The 20,300-nt window shown below is 64.0% G+C and carries 18 protein-coding genes; 10 read left to right on the top strand and 8 right to left on the bottom strand.

Going from position 1 to position 20,300, the window contains the following annotated elements; translation table 11 throughout:
* Nucleotide 1: 1 nt before the first annotated feature.
* Entirely contained in the window at nt 2–628 is a 627-nt protein-coding gene (locus IPL79_11465) for a hypothetical protein (protein MBK9071602.1), read from the bottom strand.
* Between the two features lie 170 nt (nt 629–798).
* Between IPL79_11465 and IPL79_11460 the strand changes: the two genes are divergently transcribed.
* Complete coding sequence (locus tag IPL79_11460) at nt 799–1,335, top strand: hypothetical protein (GenBank protein ID MBK9071601.1); 537 nt, start codon at nt 799–801, stop codon at nt 1,333–1,335.
* A 38-nt stretch (nt 1,336–1,373) separates the two neighbouring features.
* On the opposite strand, the gene IPL79_11455 is transcribed toward IPL79_11460, so the two are convergent.
* Nucleotides 1,374–1,769: a hypothetical protein gene (locus IPL79_11455; GenBank protein ID MBK9071600.1), complete on the bottom strand. Its 396-nt coding sequence runs from the start codon at nt 1,767–1,769 to the stop codon at nt 1,374–1,376.
* 66 nt (nt 1,770–1,835) lie between these two features.
* Between IPL79_11455 and IPL79_11450 the strand changes: the two genes are divergently transcribed.
* On the top strand, nt 1,836–2,240 hold the full coding sequence (locus IPL79_11450) for a (deoxy)nucleoside triphosphate pyrophosphohydrolase (GenBank protein MBK9071599.1): 405 nt from the start codon (nt 1,836–1,838) through the stop codon (nt 2,238–2,240).
* A 161-nt stretch (nt 2,241–2,401) separates the two neighbouring features.
* Here IPL79_11450 and IPL79_11445 read toward each other — a convergent pair whose 3' ends face one another.
* Nucleotides 2,402–3,451, bottom strand: coding sequence for a hypothetical protein (locus tag IPL79_11445; protein MBK9071598.1), 1,050 nt, complete (start codon nt 3,449–3,451; stop codon nt 2,402–2,404).
* Between the two features lie 119 nt (nt 3,452–3,570).
* Here IPL79_11445 and IPL79_11440 point away from each other — a divergent pair, with 119 nt between their 5' ends.
* Genes IPL79_11440 through IPL79_11430 form a run of 3 tightly spaced genes read left to right on the top strand, consistent with a single transcriptional unit; the run spans nt 3,571 to nt 6,532 of the window.
* Nucleotides 3,571–5,214, top strand: a complete 1,644-nt coding sequence (locus IPL79_11440; GenBank protein MBK9071597.1) for a hypothetical protein — start codon at nt 3,571–3,573, stop codon at nt 5,212–5,214.
* 18 nt (nt 5,215–5,232) lie between these two features.
* Complete coding sequence (locus IPL79_11435; GenBank protein MBK9071596.1) at nt 5,233–5,919, top strand: molybdopterin-dependent oxidoreductase; 687 nt, start codon at nt 5,233–5,235, stop codon at nt 5,917–5,919.
* Nucleotides 5,885–6,532, top strand: a complete 648-nt coding sequence (locus IPL79_11430) for a PepSY-associated TM helix domain-containing protein (GenBank protein MBK9071595.1) — start codon at nt 5,885–5,887, stop codon at nt 6,530–6,532. The genes IPL79_11435 and IPL79_11430 overlap by 35 nt, the downstream gene beginning before the upstream one ends.
* Before the next feature lie 4 nt (nt 6,533–6,536).
* Here the strand turns inward: IPL79_11430 and IPL79_11425 are convergent, their stop codons facing one another.
* Both IPL79_11425 and IPL79_11420 read right to left on the bottom strand, forming a co-directional pair.
* Nucleotides 6,537–6,974 carry an Hsp20/alpha crystallin family protein gene (locus tag IPL79_11425; GenBank protein MBK9071594.1) on the bottom strand — a complete coding sequence of 146 codons (438 nt, stop codon included), beginning with the start codon at nt 6,972–6,974 and terminating at the stop codon, nt 6,537–6,539.
* 104 nt (nt 6,975–7,078) lie between these two features.
* Nucleotides 7,079–8,668 carry a rhomboid family intramembrane serine protease gene (locus tag IPL79_11420; GenBank protein ID MBK9071593.1) on the bottom strand — a complete coding sequence of 530 codons (1,590 nt, stop codon included), beginning with the start codon at nt 8,666–8,668 and terminating at the stop codon, nt 7,079–7,081.
* A gap of 93 nt (nt 8,669–8,761) precedes the next feature.
* Here IPL79_11420 and IPL79_11415 point away from each other — a divergent pair, with 93 nt between their 5' ends.
* The gene (locus tag IPL79_11415) at nt 8,762–10,648 is read left to right on the top strand and encodes a M48 family metallopeptidase (GenBank protein MBK9071592.1); all 1,887 of its coding nucleotides are present in this window, start codon (nt 8,762–8,764) and stop codon (nt 10,646–10,648) included.
* A gap of 17 nt (nt 10,649–10,665) precedes the next feature.
* On the opposite strand, the gene IPL79_11410 is transcribed toward IPL79_11415, so the two are convergent.
* Nucleotides 10,666–12,015, bottom strand: coding sequence for a hypothetical protein (locus tag IPL79_11410; protein ID MBK9071591.1), 1,350 nt, complete (start codon nt 12,013–12,015; stop codon nt 10,666–10,668).
* Between the two features lie 61 nt (nt 12,016–12,076).
* The gene (locus IPL79_11405) at nt 12,077–12,880 is read right to left on the bottom strand and encodes a thioesterase family protein (protein ID MBK9071590.1); all 804 of its coding nucleotides are present in this window, start codon (nt 12,878–12,880) and stop codon (nt 12,077–12,079) included.
* Nucleotides 12,881–12,951: 71 nt separating this feature from the next.
* On the opposite strand from IPL79_11405, the gene IPL79_11400 reads away from it, so the two are divergent.
* Genes IPL79_11400 through IPL79_11385 form a run of 4 tightly spaced genes read left to right on the top strand, consistent with a single transcriptional unit; the run spans nt 12,952 to nt 18,483 of the window.
* On the top strand, nt 12,952–14,154 hold the full coding sequence (locus IPL79_11400; protein ID MBK9071589.1) for a saccharopine dehydrogenase NADP-binding domain-containing protein: 1,203 nt from the start codon (nt 12,952–12,954) through the stop codon (nt 14,152–14,154).
* Nucleotides 14,155–14,185: 31 nt separating this feature from the next.
* Nucleotides 14,186–16,009 (top strand): hypothetical protein, encoded by a 1,824-nt coding sequence (locus IPL79_11395; protein ID MBK9071588.1) that lies wholly within the window; start codon nt 14,186–14,188, stop codon nt 16,007–16,009.
* Nucleotides 16,010–16,042: 33 nt separating this feature from the next.
* Nucleotides 16,043–17,872, top strand: coding sequence for a hypothetical protein (locus IPL79_11390; GenBank protein MBK9071587.1), 1,830 nt, complete (start codon nt 16,043–16,045; stop codon nt 17,870–17,872).
* A complete protein-coding gene (locus IPL79_11385; protein ID MBK9071586.1) occupies nt 17,869–18,483 on the top strand; it encodes a radical SAM protein in 615 nt (204 codons plus the stop codon). Before IPL79_11390 ends, IPL79_11385 begins: the two co-directional genes overlap by 4 nt.
* Nucleotides 18,484–18,639: 156 nt before the next feature.
* Here the strand turns inward: IPL79_11385 and IPL79_11380 are convergent, their stop codons facing one another.
* Nucleotides 18,640–20,292 (bottom strand): PAS domain S-box protein, encoded by a 1,653-nt coding sequence (locus tag IPL79_11380; GenBank protein MBK9071585.1) that lies wholly within the window; start codon nt 20,290–20,292, stop codon nt 18,640–18,642.
* Nucleotides 20,293–20,300 lie beyond the last annotated feature (8 nt).

Raw genomic sequence — 20,300 nt, 5'->3', positions numbered from 1 at the left:
CCTACCGCTTGCGCCGGCGAAGCGCGGTGAGCTCTTCGCGCAACGCCGCGAGCTCGGCGCGCATGGCCACGAGCTCCGCCTGCTGAGATTGCAGCGCGGCCAGCATCATCGAGCTATAACCGTAGAGATCGACCTGGTCGGCCTCGCTGCGGACCGCGGCGCTTGGTTCAATGTCTTCGATAATGAAGCCCAGGTGGGTGCGCGCGTCTGTCTGCGTCTTGTAACGATACGTCGCGAGCGGGATGGCGAGCGCTTGCTGCGCCAGCGCCGCGCGTTCGCCTTCGGTGACGTAGTGAATGTCGCGCTTGTAGGCTGCGCGCGAGATGGGGCAGGGCAACGCGAGCGGATCTTCGTCGGTGCAAAGCAATCGCACATTGCAGTCATTGTCGACGATCGCGCAGGTGTCGCCGTCCGTGGCGCAAGCCGCGGCCTGTGCCTCGGTGTCGCATACACGTGTGCCTTGCGGGTTGTAACCGCTGCATACCGGGTCGCCGCAGGTATTAAACCACTGCAGATCGGACATCGGCGCCGGTGTGTCGCCGTCGCCGCCGCAGCCTAGGCTTAAGGCGCCAAGCAGCATCAGGATTAGATCGCGAGCACGAGTGCGGTTCGGCGTTATTGATCGCATGTGGTTTCGTATCATGCGACGGGCTTGCGCAACTGTCGATCCACAATGAAATCTGCGCGAATCTGAGGCCCAGGGCGCTTGCGGAGCGTGCGGGCTACGGCAAGGTGCCGGCCGACGTCGCATCAAGTGCCAACAATAGGCCGGGAATATCGCGGTGAGCTTGGCGTTCCATGACCGTGAAGTCCTTGCTGCGTCATGTTCTAGCCATTGCCGTCATGGGCGCTGCTTTGAGCGCGAGCCGCGCGGCATCCTCCGCGGCTGCAGCGCCCGCGTGTGTGGTGCGGTTTGCGCTTGATGAAAAGCATGGCGACGTCGACGCCACTCCATCCGGCAAGCGAACCTTCGCCCCAGGTCTGCGCGCAAAGCAGCTGCTTGCGTGGGCGGCGGGCCTTGACCCCGCGGCGACCGACACGTTGCTTAACGGCAAGCAGGGCGGGCCGCTGGGTGCGGTATGGAACGGCAACAATGATCTGGTGGTGCTGTGTGCGGCCAGGGCCAGGCGCGTCCGTTTTGGCGCGGCGCGCGCGACGTATATGGGCACGGCCGGCGCCTGGTTTGTCTATCTTGTGCCGTACGCGATGTGGCGCGAGGCGTTGCGCACCAAGCGCGTGCGGTGGGGCGATCGCACCCAGCTTCGCCTCGGCGTTGCGACGCTGCGCATCGACGGCCGACGCCTCGGTGAGTTCCGCGAAACCGGCGGCGAGTAAGTCGGCCCAAAAAACCAAGGCCTGTGGCGTGGGCGACGTTACGCCTTAACGCCGCCGGGCGCCGCGGCGTCGAACTCGGCCTTGCCGACCGGCAGGCTGCGCAGCACGATGGTGAGGATGTTGCCGGGCTTATCCAAGTACGACCGGTTGAGCAACAAGAAGTAATTCTTCAGCTCAGTCTCGGGCGGCGGCTCGCCATGCGCCTTGGTGCCGGGGGCGCCGGTACACATGCGAATTTTCTCGCCGGGCTGCAGCAAAAAACCGGGGTCGATGACGCCCAAAATGTTCTTCTTGGTGAGGCCACGGCGGCTGACCGTCATCGCGCATCCACGGGTGTGAAATGGCAGTTTGCCGGTGTTTTCGAGCACGACCCACTCTTGATTGAGGGTCTCGCCGTCGGGGCTAGGATGGATTTCAACGAATCGAAGGGCCATGGGGCGGCAACATATCGGTAGCGGGCGGCAGTTGCAATCTCTGGTGAACCGTCGATAATGCCGCCCATGGCCAAGGAGTTGATTCAGGTGGTGGCGGCGGTGATCGACCAGGACGGGCGATACCTGCTCACCCAGCGCACGACGACCGCGGTGCTGCCGCTTTTGTGGGAGTTCCCTGGCGGCAAGGTTGAGCCTGGCGAGACGCCCGAGGACTGCTTGCGGCGCGAGGTGAAGGGCCGCATTGGCGTCGACGTCGAGGTGCGCCAAAAGCTCGGTGAGCACATCCACGAATACAGCAATTACAGCGTGCAGATGACGATGTTTGCCTGCGAGCTACGTCCGGGCGCGCACCCACGGGCGCTCACGGTAAACGATTTGCGATGGGTCGCCTCGCGTGACTTCTTTGACTACGATTTCCCGCCGGCTGATGAGGGCACCATGACCAAGCTGCTCGGCCTGATGCGCAACTAAACAGAAACGCATTGAGTGGGGATCTTGCGGTGTACGGCTTCGCGAGCCTCGTTACATCCAGACGGATGCGCCTCGGCATCGCTGCAGGCGTGCACCGCAATATCCTCCACCCACTGCGTTCCTTTCTCTGTCCTTTTGGGTCTTAAACTTAGCGTTTTTGATTAGAACGTCACCGTCAGCGCCGCGCCGCGGGCGCCTGGCGAGAGCACTGGCACAATCGACCAAGCGGTTGCGGAGGGCCGGGATTCGCCTACCGGGCCGCGCTTGCGAAAGCCGACATAGCCAAAGATGGCGGTCGAAACCGCCGCCACACCGGCGACAGCCCAGCCGACGTTGGCGCGCGTCGCGGCAACGTCGCCATCGGCACATGCCCGCGCCACTGCGGCCGCATCGCTTGGCAGACTGACGCAGGCATTCTGCGCCGGCGGAAACGCCGAGGCATTGCCGGGCGTATCGCGATACGCGAAGATGGCGTCGCGTAGCGCCGTCTCTTGCTTGCCGATTTCGAGGCTGTAGTAAACGGCGCCGGTGGCGGCGGCGGCGGTCACGCCCAGGGAAATAAAAAACATGGCGCGCGCGGTCTTGCCGGGGCGCCGGGACTTAGCGCTGGCCACAGGTGGCGGCAGCGTGACGACGACGGCCGGTGGCGGCGCGCTAACCGCCGTGTCGTCGGGACTTGGCGTCGTCACCGTCGACGGTGCGTTATCTTGGCCAGGGGCTTCGGTCAGCTGCTCGTAAAGCCGTCCGCCCCAACGACTCAGTGCCGCCCCCTCCATGTCCTCGGGCGGGATCGAATCGGCAAACGCGCGCTCCACCGACTTGTCGCTAACGGCGAAGAGCTTGACCGTGACGACGTAGGAAGCCCCGCGCTTGGCAATGCTGCCGTACATAATGTAGTCCGCCGCGACCTGGCCGCCGATACGCGCCAGACAATCCTTGTTTTCTTGGTCGCAACCAAACAGCAGCTTGAGCTCAACAAAGTCTTTGCTGCCGCCGGGCGCCAACATGTACGGGCCGCGGCCGCTGCGTGGCGCAGCGCGCATTGCCTCGGTGAGGTCCTTGGCAAATTGCGTCGACGTTGCGTTGACGCTGCTGCCGTCGTCGAGCACCTCTAGACCGAGCACGGCTACGGTGGGCTTGGCGGCTGCCGTGACAGGCGCCAGCAGTGCCACGGCGATGACGATCAGGCTCCACAGACATGCCGGTTTCACCCGGGAACTATAACCGCAGCGCCCTGGAGGCGCTAGGGCGCGGCTCACAACCTGCCTGCAAACAAAGTCGGATCGCACGGCACCGCAAATAGGGCTATGCTGGCGGCCAGGAGGGCTACATGAGGCGACATCAGCTACATTCAAGCACGCGGCACGCGCTGGGCGGCGGCATGCTCGCAACCCTGCTCGTTTTGGCCGCGGCGGCCTGCGGACCCGACCAGACCGCCACGCCCATCGGAGGCGCGCCTGATGGTTCGACGTCAGGTGACACCGATGGCGATGGCATCTCGGACACCCTCGAGGGCGCCAGCGGCAATGTCGATACGGATGGCGACGGCACACCGGACTACGAAGACCTGGACAGCGATAACGACTGTCGCGGCGATGCACTGGAAGCGGGCGAGCCGCCGGCGGTCGATACCGACGGCGACGGTGTTGCCGATTTTCGCGATGTCGATAGCGATGACGATGGTCTCGCCGACGCCGCCGAAGATGCCAACTGCAATGGCGTGCGCGACGGCGCCGAGACCGACCCTCGGCTGCAAGACAGCGATGGCGATGGCGTGACGGATCTCGTCGAGTCAGCGGCGGGCACAAATCCCACCGACGCCGCCGATAATCCCCAGGCCAACGGCAATTTCGTCTTTATCGTGCCGTATCAAGCGCCGCCCTCGCCAAGCGATGACAACTTGGACTTCACGACCGCGCTGAGCAACGTCGACTTGTACGTCATGGTCGATCGCTCGGGATCAATGTTGGCCGAAATCACCACCGTGCGCGACAACCTCGCCACCGTGGTCGACAATCTGCAATGTCCGCCGCTTGGGAATGGCGATCCGGCGACCTGCATCGCCAATCTGTGGGCAGGCGTTGGATCGATCGGCTATCAAAATGGCGATCCGTATCGTCACCACGTCGACATGTCGAACAATCCATCGTTTTCCAGCCTGCCGGTCGCCGAGCCGAGCAATACAAGCAGCATTAACGAACCGATGACGTTTGCGTTGTGGTCGGCAATTACCGGCAGCGGCAGCGCGGCCTCGGGTTGTAGCGTGGCAACCGTAGCGGCGCGCACCGGCTGCCCGGCTGGCCGCTTTGGCTATCCGTGTTTTCGCGCTGATGCGTTGCCGGTGATCATGCTCGCCACCGACGAGCCGCCGCTGACCACGTACAACTGCCCCAATTGGAGCTCCACGGTGCGGCCGGCGATGCAGGCGCGGGGGGCCAAGGTGGTGGGCATTTTGGGATCAACGACCGACGGCAGCGTGACGACTCAACTAAATCAACTCGCGACCGATACAGGCGCGGTGGACGCCAATAATGCCAATGCGCCGTTGGTATTCGCGGGCGCCAATACGGACTCGGCGGCCGCCATCGAGCAGGGCCTGCGCACGCTTGCGCTCGGGGTGCCGCTGGACATGAGCGCGCGGGCCGTCGACGTGGTGCAGGGCGGCGAGTCGGTCGACGCGGCGGCGGCCTTCGTGCAGCGCCTGCAAACACTGCAGCTCGGCACCGCGCTGTGCAGCAGCGGCATAGCCGACGTCGACAGCAACGGCGATACCTACAAGGACCGATATGTCAACGTCACGCCCGGCACGCCCCTGTGTTGGAAGCTGGTGCCCAAGCCAAACACCACGGTGCCAGCTACCAGCCAGCCTCAGCTTTTTAAGGCCACGATTGAGGTCTGGGGCGAAGATACGACGCTCCTCGATACGCGCGAGGTGTTTTTTCTGGTGCCACCGGTTGGTGTAACTATTAGCTAGGCGCGACGTAGAACCCGCATGGATTCCTCCCGACGAGATTTTATACGCAATGCAGCCGTGGGCAGCGTGATCGTTGGCCTGGGCGGCCTTTTGTATCGGGTGGTCGGAGACGACATTAATCGTGAGGCGAGGGCGCAAAAACGCGGCGATGGCCGCGCTCGTTTGCCGCCGGGCCAGCGCCTAATCAAGGCGCTCAAACCCATGGGTGGGGAAGCCAGCGATGGAGGTATCGCCAATTTTCGCTTGCGGGTGCATGGCGCGGTCGGCAAGCCGTTTACGCTCGATTATGCGGGGCTGCTCAAGTTGCCGCAGGTCGAGCGCGCGACGGATGTGCATTGCGTGACTGGCTGGACGGTGCTCGATGCCGTTTTCAAAGGCGTCTCGATTGCCACCCTGGCCGAGGCCGCGGGCGTCAAAGCGACGGCGCGCCACGTGATTTTTGAGGCCGCGCATTTCTACACCGCCAACGTGCCATTGGCGGAGGCGACGGCGCCGAGCTGCATGGTGACGTATCGCCTCAACGGCAAGCCGCTGACCCGCGAGCATGGTGCGCCGGTGCGTGGCCTCATTCCCGATTTGTACTTTTGGAAGAGCGCCAAATGGATCTCGGGCATTCGCTTTGTCGCCGACGATGAGCCGGGCTATTGGGAAACGCGTGGCTATCATAATCATGCCGATCCGTGGAAAGAAGAGCGTTACTCGTGAGCCAAGACGAAGGCCCAATCAGCGCCAATGTAAAATCGGCGGGTACACCGAAAAATGGGGCGCCAAGGCGCGAGCATGGTTGCGCGCTTGGCATCGCGACGTCGGATATTTGTTAGTAGGACTCACCGTCGTTTACGCCGTATCAGGGATTGCCATCAACCACATCGACGACTGGGATCCGAATTTTAAGGCCTACGAGAAGACGCGGCGGATCGCGCCGATTGCCGCCGACGTGCCTGACCCAATTGCCATCGCCACGGCGCAGGTTGCGCTCGGGCAAAAAAACGCGCCGCGGGCGTCGCTTCGCGCCGGCGACGAGATTCACCTTGAGTACGACAATTTCAAATACGTCGTGTACGGCGAAACCGGCGAGGTGTTTGAGCAAGGCCGCGAGCCTCGCTTTTTCCTGCGCGTCGCAAATTGGCTGCACCTCAACCGCGGCAAGGCGGCGTGGACCTACATCGCCGATGGCTATGCCGTGCTGCTCTTGTTCCTGGCCGGCTCGGGACTTTTTATGATCAAGGGCCGCCAAGGCATTTGGGGCCGCGGCATGGTGCTTGCCGCCGTCGGCGCGGCGGTGCCAATCATCTACGTAACAATGTCGTCGCCGTAGAGGCTTACTTAAACTCGACCTTGCGCGGCTTGGCCTGAGATTTCTTGCCAATGGTCACGGTGAGCACGCCGGCGTTGAGTTTGGCCTCGACCTTGTCGGAGTCGGCGGTTTCCGGGAGCGAGAAGCGGCGCTCAAAGCTGCCGTAGTAGCGCTCGGTCATGTGCCACGACTCGGTGTCTTTCTTTTCCTCCGCCGTGCGCGTGCCCTTGATGGTCACGATGCCGCCATGCACGGTGACGTCGAGGTCGTCCTGCTTGATGCCGGGCACATCAGCGGCTAGCACGAAGCTGTCCTGGGTTTCCTTGATATCAAAGCGCGGGACAAAGTCTTCCTGGTTGCGGCCGGCCGGCACCGCGTCGAACAGTTGGCGCGTCCACGAAAATGGGTCGTAGGTGAGCTGAGCGAGGGGGTTACGGGCAAAGGTTCGGGTAGGTAATGACATGGTGTTTCTCCTTGGTTGACATCCAAGAAATTAAGCACGGGCGCGCGCCGCGCAAGGTCTTGACAGGTGGCGCAGGCGTGGTTAGCGGCCCGCAAAAACCCTCCTTAAGGCAGCTGCGCCTGCAAGGCGGCGAGCGCCGCGGCTTGCTCGGCAGAAATGTCGCCACCGGGACGAGCGCTTACATAGTTGAGCACGTGCTGGCGCAAGTCGGGCTCGGTGTCGGCGCGCTTCAATAAATATGCCAGCCCCTCGGCGAATGGGCAGGGCGCGGAAAAACTGACGCCCTGGCGCGCGCCGCCACACCAGACGTCTTTGGTGGTCAAATCAAAATGCGTGAAGCCAAGGTCGCGCGCGGGCAGGGTGACGAGCAAAGCCTCTAGCGATTGCACGGCTTGCCATACGCCCGGTGGGTACATGGCTTCAACGTAAGCTTGGTAGTCATCGGGCTCGAGCTGCATGCTTTGCTTGCGTCCTCTTGCCACCAGCGCTTCCACCTTTGCCTCGCGGCTCGCGATCTCGGCAGCGGTCTCGCGAACCAGCGAAGGCGAGCGCCCAGGATCGTAGCGGCCTCCGCAATGATAGACGGTCTGATAGTTGTCGCTGCGCACCTGCAGCAGGGCTCCGCTTGGCTTGTGCCACAGCAAAGGGCCCTCCGTTGTCGTAAAATTGGCCAAGCCCGCGAGCCTTGCCCAAAACAAGGCGCGCATAGCTGGCGTTTCGGGAAGCGCGGCCCCGGCTGCGTGATCGCCTACGAGTTCGGGGCGCGGAATGCATGGCTCGAACTCAAGACGCTCGTCCAAGGCGACAAACTCGAAGTCGGACGTGCTCGGTTGCGGATAGTTAAAGTCTGGCGCCGTGCCATCGCGCCGGGCATGCTCAAGGTCGCGTTGCGTACGCCATCCTGCCGCGAGTTGGCTCGGCACCAGCGTCGCGAGACTTAGCAGCAGCAGCCCCGTGCCCGCGGTCATCCACGCAATCGGCGCGTTGCGGCTGCTTTTTACGAGCCAGCGCGAATAGCCGAGCGCGGCGCCTAGCGCAAGGCCACCGAGGTGTGCCGCCTGATTGGTGTGCAGCGCGAAGTACATGATGAAGGAGTAGAGCATTGTGCGAATCAGCACGTCCTTCCACTGCGGATCCTTGGTGCGGATCGCGACGCCGAGCATAAAGCCGGCGAGGCCAAATACCGCGCCGCTGGCACCGGAGCTGATATAGGGCTGGTTGCCGTACCACGCCACGCTCGCGACGCCGCCGGCAATACCGGTTGCGAGAAACGTCGTGAGCACCACGCCGGCGCCTGCCTCCGCTTCGCAGCGCCGTCCGAGATCCCACAACCCCATTAAGTTAAAAATGATGTGGAGATACCCCATATGGCTAAACATGTAGGAGGCCACGGTCCACGGCTGATCCGCGACGTTGTTGGTCAGGGCGCCAAAGCGCAGCAGCGTCGACATCGGCATGCCGCCGAGTCCAAACGACAACCCGCCAACATTATTTGCGTCGACCAGTTGCGCAAAAAACACCAAGACGCAGACGCCGATGAGCAGCGTGGTAACCGGGTTAGGGCCAAGCGGCGAATTGCGCAGCAGCTGCGCCACCCAACGCGGCGGCAGGTACCGCTTACAGCGCGCACAGGTCTTGTCGCCATTGGCGTTGTAGTTTCGACAATAGGGGCAATTAAAGCCGCCGAGCGCCATGGCGTGTGCTTAGCATTGAAGGCGCAGGCGGCGCCGGCCTGCGTGACCCAATTTGGGGTTGCCTTCGGAAACGCTGGTTGATACTCACCGCGCATGGACGAAGCCGCGCCGACGCAAACCGAACCCTCGTTCGCGAAGACCTTTCTGCGACCCGCCTTGGGCTTGCTGGTGGTGCCGTTGCTGGGGCTGTGGTTCTCGACGCACTACCTTGGCAAGTGGTCGGCGGCGGCGCAAACCGAGGTGTTCGCCAACATCGACCAAGCGGTAGCCGAGGCAAGCGAGCCGGTTGCGGCGGCGGACATTGCGGCGGCCAAGGCGGCGGCTTCCGGCATCGATCTTGGCGACGTTGCCCTTGAGGAATGTGGCGCTTTTGGCTTTACGCGAGCGCCTGCGAACGTGGCCGCCGAGGTCTGCAGCACGGTCCTCCAGTTTTCGTGGGTACGCGCCGCCTCGAAGGTTTTGTTGGGCCTTGCGCTGGTGGTCGCCGCCATCTTGGCGCTGGCACTGTTATGGGCCAGGCGCGCCCCGCGCAGGCAACACCAGGCGTTTGCGCTGGGATGGACCACGTTGCGGGCGTTTTCCATTCCGCACTTGCTTGGCCAAGGGGCCATCATCATTTTTCTCTCATTCTGGGTGACCGCGATGTGGTTTGAATTCTACTCGATCAAGCTCATCGGGATCGCAGGCGTGCTCGCGGTCGTCGGCGTTTTTGTGGCGTTCAAAGCCATCTTCGCCAAGTCGGAGTACGTGCCGCAAGAGCACGCCCTTATGCTGCGCGAGACCGACGCCCCCGCGTTTTTTGAGAACTTGCGCTCGCTGGCGGCCAAGGTAGGCACCAAACCGCCCGAAACCGTGCTCGTCGGCATCGATGATAACTTTTTCGTCACCGAGTCGCCGCTTGCGATCTTCGACCGCTACGAAATCGCGGGGCAACCCGCGCCGCGGCTGACGCAGGTCCACGGACGCACGCTCTTCGTTAGCTTAGCGCTCCTGCGAACCTTAGAGAAAGACGAAGCCAATGCGGTATTGGCGCACGAACTCGGCCATTTCGCAGCGGACGACACCGGCCAGTCCCGGAAGTTAGCGCCCTTGCTGCGCCGATTTGGAACGTACCTGGAGACTACGAGCGACACCTTGACGTTTGGCGTCACGTCCTGGATGGTGGCCTTTCGCGCGCTCTTCGAACGGGTTGCCGCCGCGCATTCGCGCATCGCGGAATTCGCCGCGGATGGGGTCGCCGCATCCGTGGTCGGCAAAGAGGCCGCCGCGCGGGCACTGGTCAAGATCGTCGCGTACGCCACCTACCGCAGCCAAACCGAGCAACAGCTGCTCGACGAAAAGCAAGAACTCAAGGAGATTGGCATCGCCCAGCGCGTCAGTCGCGGCTTCTCGCATTTCGTCGCCGCCAATGATGCGACGGCCAGCCTGCTCACCAAGGCGACGCCGCACCCATTTGACTCGCATCCGCCGCTGCACGAGCGGGTGGCGCGCTTGGCCTCTTGGCAGATTACCGGCGACCTCGTGGGGCAACTCGCGAACACGCCGACGCAAACGCTATACGCCGAGATTGCTAGCGCGCAGGCCAAGGAGCAGGCGCTGTGGCAGGCCTATGAGGCGCGGTTTGCCGAGGCGCACGATTTCAAGTTGGCCGTTAGCGTGATGCCAACCACGCCCGAAGAGATTGCGCGCGTCGAGCGACACTTCCCGCCGGTGGAAATTGCGGCCGACATCGGGGTGATTGGTCTCACCTATCGCGGCCTCACCTTGCCAGGCGACGACGAAATTCCGTTTGATGCCATGACCGACGTCGAGCGCAAAGACGTGACCTTCAAGGGCAATTGCCTGGTTTTCAAGGCCAATGGCGTGACGCATACGATTCGCCTCGACAAGATGGCGAACCAGGGCGCGGCGTTGCTAGAGCCCTTTGGCAACTATTACGCCCGCCACCAACACAGCCACGCGCAAGTCGCGGGGGCTTGACCGCGACATTGCCACGGTTACGGCGCGAAGAAAAACCGCATCGGCCGCCACGCGCGTGCGCGCCATGCGCTTTCGCTGTGTGACGCGCCGAGCTCGTGGTGATAGCAAAGCGCGCGGGGATCGGGGCTGCACGTTGGCGACACCTGCCGCGCGTAGCCTAGCCCCTCAAGCGCCTCCGCGACGTCGACGCTGTCTTCCATGCCGTCGTTGTCGTTGGCGACGCTGCCGCCGTGATCGAGATAGATGGCTACGTCCGGGCCATCGCCCGGCGCCAGCGTCGCCAGCAGGTCGAGCATGCCGGTTTGCGTGTCGAGCCCGGGCCAGAACGCGCCCGACATGGCGCCCGCACCGATATAGACGTCGGGATAGGCAAACGCCAGGCGATACGAAATAAGGCCACCGAGCGACGATCCCAGCACAAATCGCCGCGCTCCGTCGATGTCCCAGCGCGCTTCGGCGTCGGGTTGAATCGACTGGACCTGAAAGGCCATGAACGCAGCTTGCTTGCCGCCAGCGCTCTCGACCCAGCCATATTCGTCGCCGCGGCCGAGGCCGCCGTGATCGGCGGCAACAATAATGAACGGTGCGGCGCGCCCGGCGGCAATTTCTTCGTCGGCCGTGAGATTCAGCTCCCAGCCGCTGCCGTTAAAACAGCACGTCGCGTCGTCAAAGACGTTTTGCCCGTCGTGCACGTACAGCACGGGATAGCGGCCCTTGCGCGTCGGCGCCGCATAGCCCGCCGGCACATACGCCTTGACCTCGCGACAATTGCTGAGCGCCTCCGAACACAAGGGTGCTGGCGACGCCTCGAGATGGCCGCGACCGGAGTCGTACGTGTTAAGCACCGAGTTGCGACCATCCGCGTTGCCTTCAAAGGCATCGTAGGCAAAGGCCCAATTGTTGCTGTCGAGCTCGTAGTCGTCGCCGCGCACGATCTTATACTGATGCGTGCCCGAGGTGAGTGCGACGTCGGCGACGTACAAGGCCGAATCGCAAAATTGCGTCAGCGCCAGCGTGGGCTGCCAATCGTTAAAGCTGCCGGCGATGTCGCCCGCCTCTTCGGCGACGAACATCGCGGTTTGGTCATGCCACATCGCCCAGTGGCCGCGACGCGCCTGCAGATCTTCGACCAAGTCCGCGACGCGTTCGGCGTCGCACGCGAAGGTCGCCTCGCGCATGGCCGCCATGAGGCACGGCACGCCGGCAAAGCCTAGCTTGCAGCCCGATGGTCCAAGCTTTGGGTCCTCGCCAGGGACAGGGGGGGGCGTATCCTCGCCGCGGTCGCAAGCGGCCGCCGACATCGCCAGCGACGACAACAGCGTGAGCAGCAGGCGAGATCGTGGCGACCGGGGCGCAGCGGCTTTCATGGCCTCGCGGTAGCAAGCCGGGCGCGCCAACTCAAGCCAAAACGCCTTGGCCCCGGCGACACTAGGCAATAATCGCAATCACCTGCTGGTTGGTCGCGACCAGCTCCCCGCTGGCGGTCCACAGCTCGCGAAACTCGGTGACATACCCCCCGGCCGCATAGGGCGTGTGCGCACGCAGATATAGCGGCTGCGCCACGCGAGAGGCGCCGCAATGGCCATACTGCAGCGCAAACGACACCGTGGCCGCCGGGCGCGGCGCCTGCATTTTTACCATCGCGGCCGTCCAATAAGCGTCGGCATACGCCAGCACAAGCTCGTCGCTAATCGCCGCTTCGCCATCAGCGGCACCCGCCTTGCGCACCGCGATCCAGCCTTCGCATCGCGCCGAGGTGCCGCCTGAAAACGGCAACGGGCCGGTTGGTCGATAATCGAAATGTTGCGTAAACACGGGCGCAAATGGCACGCCGCGCGGCATCGCGGCGCAGGCGTCGAACGGCTTCATCACGGGCGGCGCCAGTTCGTTCCACGTCAGCGGAGTGGCGCGCTCGCCGCCGCGGACAATCGTGGCATTCGCCACCGCGGCGCCAGCTTGCATCATCACGACGCTCGCCACCGCTACGTTGCTACCAACTTTTTGCACCGTCACTAGCAGTTCGGCCGCGCCGACCATCGCGGGCGCAAAAAATTGCGCCGTCACCGATCGCACGGGCGTGGGCGGCATGTGCGCATGCGTCGCGCGCAGCAAAAGCGCGCCGACTAGCCCGCCAAACGCGCCGCGACCTTGTTGCCACGCATCGGGGATTTGCGCGCGATACTGGCCAGGCGCTACTGGCTGCAGGGCCAAGAGTTGCTCAAAACCGCTCATGCCGCGGTTTGCGGCACAAACGCCGCGGCGTCAAGCATGAGTTCGCGCGATCTGATGTGCTACGACGAGCCATGGAGTTCGAACTCATTCTGTGGGGTGCCACGGGCTATACTGGCCAGCTCGTCGCGTCGTACCTCGCCGCGCATGCACCCGCCGATTTGCGGTGGGCCATCGCAGGGCGCGATGCCAGCAAGCTCGCGCGCGTGCGCGACGCGCTGCCGCCGCAGCGCGACATCCCTTTCATCATCGCCGACAGCCACGATGAGGCCTCGCTGCGGGCGATGGTCGCGCGCACGCGGCTCGTCATCTCAACCGTTGGGCCATATGCGCTGCACGGCACGCCGCTGGTCGCCGCCTGCGCCGAGCTCGGGCGCGATTATGTCGACCTCACCGGCGAGCCGCAGTGGATCCGCCGCAACGTGCAGGCCTTTCACGCTACCGCCGTCGCCTCGCGCGCGCGCGTCGTGCATTGCTGCGGCTTTGACTGCATCCCGGCCGATCTCGGCTTGTGGCTGCTACATCAAACGCTGGCGGCGCCCTTGCGCACGGCACACCTGCGCGTCCGCCGCATGCGGGGCGGGGTCAGCGGCGGCACGCTCGCGAGCATGTTGCAGCTGATGGACGAGCGCGGCCGCGATCCCGCGGCGGCGGCGTGGGCCAACAATAGTAACGCGTTGCTGCCCGACGCCGCGGTCACGCCGATGCCGCCGCGGCGCGTCGCCTATGACGCCACGCTGGCGTCGTGGACGGCACCCTTTGTCATGGATGCGATCGACGTGCCCGTGGTCCATCGCACCAACGCCTTGCTAGGCCATGCCTATGGCACCGCGTTTGCCTATGATGAGGCGATGTGCGCGCCAAGTCGTCTCAAGGCCGAGCTGATCGCGGCCGGCATGAAAACGGCATTGGCGGCAACCGCACTGTCACCTCTTCGCGCGGTGTTGCGCCGTATAGCGACGCCACCGGGACAGGGCCCATCCACCGCGGCACGCCGCGCTGGACGCTACGAAATCGTCATCCACGGCGAGGCCATGGATGGCCGTCGCGCGCAAGTCGTCGTTGCCGATGATCGCGACCCGGGCTATGGTGGCACGAGCGTGATGCTTGCCGAGGCCGCGCTGTGCCTGCTGCGCGATGTGCCACGCGCCCAGGAAAGACCAAACGCGCACCCCGGCGGCATTCGCACGCCGGCCTCGACCATGGCGGCACCGCTTATCGAACGCCTGCGTCGCACCGGCATGCGATTTTCCACAGAACCCCTCGCCTCGATTTGATCTCGCCCCGGGTTCCCCATACCCTAGCGACATGTCTAATATTCGTACGGCCAGCCTGGCGGCCGTGATCGTCGCCGGGGCCCTGGTTGCCTCCGCTAGTTGTGGCCCCAAGCAAGGCAAAGCCCCCGTCGCGGAGCCCGCAACCATGCATGTGGCGCTGCCAGATGTCGCGTCCAAGCTTGAACTTGCGACGTCCGAGCCCATGGAGGGCCACAAGCCCTCCGAAGCCGACCCCATCCTGACCGTCATGGCGAGCGAAATGACGCGTTGGCTGGCGGCGCGGCCTACCACTAGCAAACCGCCTTATTATCTGAGCTATCAAATCACGGAGCGACGCGTGGTCAGCCTTGAGGCTGAGGGCGGCGCCATCGTCAGCGATGAGGACGATACCGACCGCCTGCTCGACATCGACGTGCGCGTCGGCAGCCCCACGCTCGACAACAGCCGCACGCTGGCCGTCGATGGTGACAATCTCAATGAACCCTTGGCGCGCCAGGCGCCTGTGCCGGCGTGGAGCACCGGCAACACGATCGCGGCCTCACAGCTCTTATGGCTCGAAACCGATCGCCGGTATCGCGAAGCTGCCCAGGCCTTAACCTATGTCGAACAAGATCAAATGACCTTGTCCAAGCCCGCCAAGGCGGCCGATTTCTCGTCGCAGCCGCCTGAGAACTTTGTCGAGCCGCGCAGGCGCTTGGCGTTTGATAAGGCGCAGTGGCTTGAACGCCTCAAGCTCTGCTCATCGCGCACCTATCGCGGCGTCGTCACCCGCGGCGGCTGCGGCGTGATGCTGCAAGAAACCACGGTATGGTACGTCAACAGCGAGGGCAGCAAGATTCAACAATCTAACACCTGGGCGCAGATGAGCGTCTCGGTTGGAGTCAAGGCCGACGATGGCATGGGCCTGTCTCGGCTCGAGCAACGCTACGCCGAGACGCCGGCTGGCCTGCCCGACGATGTCGCCGTCGAAACGATCATCAAGACCGTCACCGACGAATTGCAAGCGCTCAGCGACGCGCCGCTGGCCGAACCGTATGTCGGGCCGGCCATTTTGGAAGGCCGTGCCGCCGGCGTATTTTTCCACGAGGTGTTTGGCCATCGTATTGAGGGCCATCGTCAAAAGGGCGACACCAGCGGCAAGACGTTTTCCGCCTACGTCGGCAAAGAAATCATGCCCACCTGGCTGACCGTCTACGACGATCCGCGCGTGCGCTCGCTCAACGGCACGTGGCTCAACGGCTTTTACCGTTTCGACAACCAGGGCGTAAGGGCCCAGCATACGCCGCTGGTTACCAACGGCGTGCTCAAGGGCTTTTTGATGGGGCGCATCCCCATTGATGGCTTCGCCGGATCAAATGGCCATGGTCGCCATTCGCCGGGCCTGCCGCCGGTGTCGCGGCAGGGCAATCTCGTCGTTTCGGTCTCCAAATCCGTCGAGCGCAGCGAGCTCGAGCGCTTGCTCCTCGAAGAAATCAAAAAACAGGGCCGGCCGTACGGCATGATCTTCACCGATATTAGTGGTGGCTTCACTAACACCGACGTCTTCGCGCCGCAGGCGTTCAAGGTAAATCCCAACATGGCGTATCGCCTCTATCCGGATGGCCGCCGCGAATTGGTCCGCGGCATCGACATCAGCGGCACGCCGCTGGTCGCGCTGCAATCCATTCGCGCCGCCAGCCGTGACGTCGAGACCTTCAATGGCGTCTGTGGCGCGGAAAGCGGTTGGGTCCCGGTATCGGCGTCCGCCCCGAGTCTGCTCATCGAGCGGCTTGAAATTGAGAAGAGCTTCACGCCGCCTGATCGGCCGCCGGTGCTCTCGCCGCCGAGCATACGCGCGTCCCAGGGGAGCCGTTAATCCATGAACAAGCTACACCGCAAGGCTTCGCCTATGCTTTCCTCCATCACAAGCTTGGCCTTGGCCGTCGGCGCCATCGTCGCGCGCGTTCCGGCAACCGTTGCCGCGCCGGCGCCTGCCGCCAAGGCGCCGCCCTCGCGCGCCATCAATGAAGCCATCCTAGATGCCATCGCCGAGGAGATGAATCGCGCCATCGAGCGCCTGCAAATTCCAGGCGCACCCAAGCCGTACCATATCTCCTACAAGATCACCGAGGTGGAGGTGATTAACGTCTCATCAACCATGGGCTCGACGCTGCTGTCGCGCGATCGCCACTTCGTTAGCATCGAGGCACGCGTTCGCGTCGGATCATTTGCCTTTGACAACGGCAACTTTATCGTCCCACGCGCCGAGCACATTGACGGCGTCGCCTCCACGAGCCTGCCGCTCGAGGCTACGCCGCGGATGGCCCGCCGCGCCGCGTGGCTGGTCACCGACGCCGCCTACAAGGAAGCGCTTATCCAATTGCGCGCCAAGACCGAGGCTCGCGACAGCGGCGCGCTCAAGCGCGATATCCCAAGCTGGGAGGCGGCCAAGGCCTTTGTCAGCGAGGAGCAGGTGCTACCGCCGGCGATGGAATCGCTCGCGTCGCTGACGACGCGCGCCAACGCGCTCTCAAAGCTATTTGCCGGCCATACCGGCATTCGCGATTCGCGCGTCGCGTTCACCACGTACATCGAGCGGCGCTGGTATCTCAACAGCGAAGGCACCTCGGCGACCGATGCGCGGCGTGCCACCGGCGTCAGCATCGTCGCCAACGGCCAGGCGAGCGATGGCCAAGACATTGCGCAGTACTATATTCGCTATGGCACCACCGAGCAGCAGCTGCCAACGGATGCGCAGCTGGCGAGCGCCATCGACGGCCTGATCAGGCAGCTGCAAGCGCAAAGCGAGGCGCCTAGCATCGACCGCTACACCGGCCCCATCTTATTTGAGGGCGAGGCCGCCACGGCCATCGCGCGCCATACGCTGACGCCACACCTGGGCGGCACGCCGCTCGCCGAGGGCCTCTCGCCGCAGCAGGCCAAGCGCTTTGGCGGCGCGCTCTCGGACAAGGTTGGCCTCCGGGTCTTCCCCGCCGGCATGTCAGTCAGCGACGATCCGTCGGTGCATGCCATAAACGGCGTCGCGGTCATCGGTGGCTACAAGTTTGACGACGAGGGCATCGTCGCGCAGCGCGTCGAGGTTGCCAAAAATGGCGTGCTGACGGCCTTGCTCAAGAGCCGCACCCCGGCCGCCAAGGGCGACACGTCCAACGGGCACGCGCGTCGCGTCGCGCCGGGTGGCATGTTTTTTGGCACCGCCACCAATACGGTGATTGCATTTAGGGGTGGGCTCGCGCGCGCCGCGTTGCGCGCCAAACTGCTCGCCATCGTCAAAGAAGAAGGGCTTCCGTTCGGGCTTATCATTCGCCAGCTCGATGACGCCGCCATTACCGGCGCGCCGGAGTTCACGCGTCGCGAAATCCTCGCGGTGTTGCAAAATGCGGATCTCGATCTGCCGCCGCCCGCCACGCTGGCGTATCGCCTCTATCCTAACGGCCGCGAAGAGCTGCTACGCGGCGTGCAGCTCGCCGCGGTGCCGATTCGCGCATGGAAGGACATCGTCGCGGGCGGCAACACGAGCACAGTGAGCAACTTCTTGGCGTCGCCTGATCCGTACCTCGAACACAAGCTTGGCGGTGGTGCCGAAAGCGGCTTCGTCCCGACCAACGGCATCGAGAGCTCGGTGTCGTCGCCGGATCTGCTTTTTCGCGAGCTCGATGTCTTGCGCGTCACGGGCGGCCAGCGGCCGCGTCCGATCGTTGCGCCGCCTGCGCCATGAATCACCTCGGCGAGGCCGCGTTCGTCCACGCGGTGGTGCCTCGCAGCCGCGCCAATGGCCCAGGCGAGCGCACCGTCATCTGGTTTCAGGGCTGCACCCTCGCTTGTCCGGGTTGTTTTAATCCAAGCACGCACGCGGCCGGCGTCGGCACGCCGGTGGCTATCGCGACCTTGCTTGAAGGCATCGCGCAGCGATTTACCGCCGGCGAGATCGAGGGCGTGACGATTTCCGGCGGTGAGCCATTTGAACAGCCCCTGGCGCTAACCGCGTTGGTGGGCGGTATTGGGCACATTCAACACAAAGACCGCACCCCGAGCATCGTCGTTTTCTCCGGCTACACCCTGGCCGAGCTGCGGCAAAGGCCTGACGCCGCGCCGATCCTAGCTGGCATCGACGTACTCATTGACGGCAGGTACGTCGCCGGAGATCGCCTCGCCACCGAGTTGCGCGGCTCGCGCAACCAAGTGCCACACCTGCTGACCTCGCGTTATACGGCGGCGCAGCTTGCGGCGACGCCCGAGCTCGAGTTCCGCATTGCCGCCGACGGCAGCATGTCAGTCACCGGGGTGGCGCCGATCGCGGCGGGGCACCTTACCCGCCGTCGCGGCTAGTGCCGTGTCCCAGATAACATGAGCCACTCTGCTAGGTCTGACGCCCGATGCCTGCGTTGCTCGTCGGTCGTTTGGAACCACCAAACTCCACTCCTCGCGCCTTGGCCTCGGACGTCATCCCGGCGCAGCCTGGCTCATAACATCTGGGGCACGGCACTAGTCGCGCTCGCTGCGTTCGATACGGTCATCGGAGATTTCGATCGCGGCGTCGGACAGGCCATTGCGCGTGGCCAGGCGCGTGATCTTGGTGGCGATATCGATGTCGGGGTAGCTCGGCGGCGGGAGGTTGATCGGCCTGGTCGTGTCCTCTGCCAGCACGACCGGCTCGGCCGCCAAGCGGACCGAGAACAGGTTAATCGGCGACAGCCGGCCCTTGAGCCGCACCGGCCCTAGCGAATCAATCGACGCAAGCTCCGTCACGTGCGTCCGCGTCGCCTCGGACAATAGAATTTCGCGCGGACCGGCCATTGCTTGCAGCCGCGCCGCCACGTTGACGGTGTCGCCGATCGCCGTATAGCTGGCGCGGGCACGCGCGCCCAGCACGCCCAGCCGCGCTAAACCGGTTGAAATGCCAATGCCGATATCGAGCGCCGGCTGGCCCGCGCGGGCGCGCAGGACGTTGAGCTGATCGACCTTGCGAATGATCGCCAAGGCGGCACGCATCGCCGCATTGGCGCCGCAGTCCTCGCCGGTCGCGAAGATGGCCATGATGTTGTCGCCGATGAACTTGTCGATGGTGCCATTGTGCTCGGCAATGGCGTCGGTCGCGGCGCTAAAGTAGCTATTGAGCATCGTGTGCAGCTCGATCAGCGGCATGGCCTCGGACATCGAAGTGAAGCCGCGAATGTCGGCAAACAGCACCGTAATGTCGCGCTCTTCGGCCTCGCCGAAATCGCTCTGCTTGCCCTCGAGCAGGCGCGCGGCGAAGGCGGGCGACACAAAGCGCGAGATCGACTGCAATAAGACCTCACGCTCGCTGATATCGTCGACGATAATAATCGAGCCGCGCACGTCATCGTTGCCACCACGCAAGCGCTCGACCCTGAGCAAGACGGTCAGCGGTTCCCCGGCGGGCGTGGTGAAGGTGAGCTTGGTGCCGGGCAGGCGGTCGGTGGCGCGCACCCGCTCGATCATCTGGTCGATCGGAATGCCTTGATACTGCGCAAAGACCTCGTTAATTCGCTTGCCGTTGAGCGAGCTCGTCGGCAGCCGCATGATCTCGCAGAAGCGCCGATTGTGCAGCGCAATCATATTGCTCCCCGTCTCGACGAAGCAGACACCGGCCGAAAGGCTGCCCACCACCTTTTCATGTAGCGCCTGAAGCTGAGAGTGTTCCTTGGTGAGTTGTTGTTTTTGTTGAGAGACCTCGCGCGCTTGGAACTCAATCTTCTCGAGCGCAAGTTGTTGGCCATCGCTGACATGGCGGAGGACATCGCTCACAACGCCGAGCACGAACTCCTCGGTGGCGTTGGCGGCGGCGGTCTCGTCGGTGCGGGCTTGGCGCGCGATGCCAACCGCGATGCGGCGGGTGATGGGAACGGCCGCGAGCAGCGCCTCGACGACGTCGAGCGGCGCAAACCCGGTATTGATGCGTTCTTGCATGACGGCCAAGATGGCGTCCACGACGACCGTGCGATCACCTCGCCGCATGCCATCGGCCAGGGCGCGCGAAGGAAACTCAATGTTGCGCCGCAAGGCCGGCAGCTCATTGAAGCCATAGCGCGAGGCCTTGCCGACGATGGCCTGCACGAAGTCGTCACGTGACAGCGAGAGGTCTGCGAGCAGTCGTTCGGCAACCATGGCGAGCATGGCGCAAT

The sequence above is a fragment of the Myxococcales bacterium genome (assembly GCA_016716835.1).
Taxonomy (GTDB): domain Bacteria; phylum Myxococcota_A; class Polyangia; order Haliangiales; family Haliangiaceae; genus JADJUW01.
Note: the sequence above shows the minus strand (reverse complement) of the source record. Positions and strands in the feature narration are given on the sequence as shown.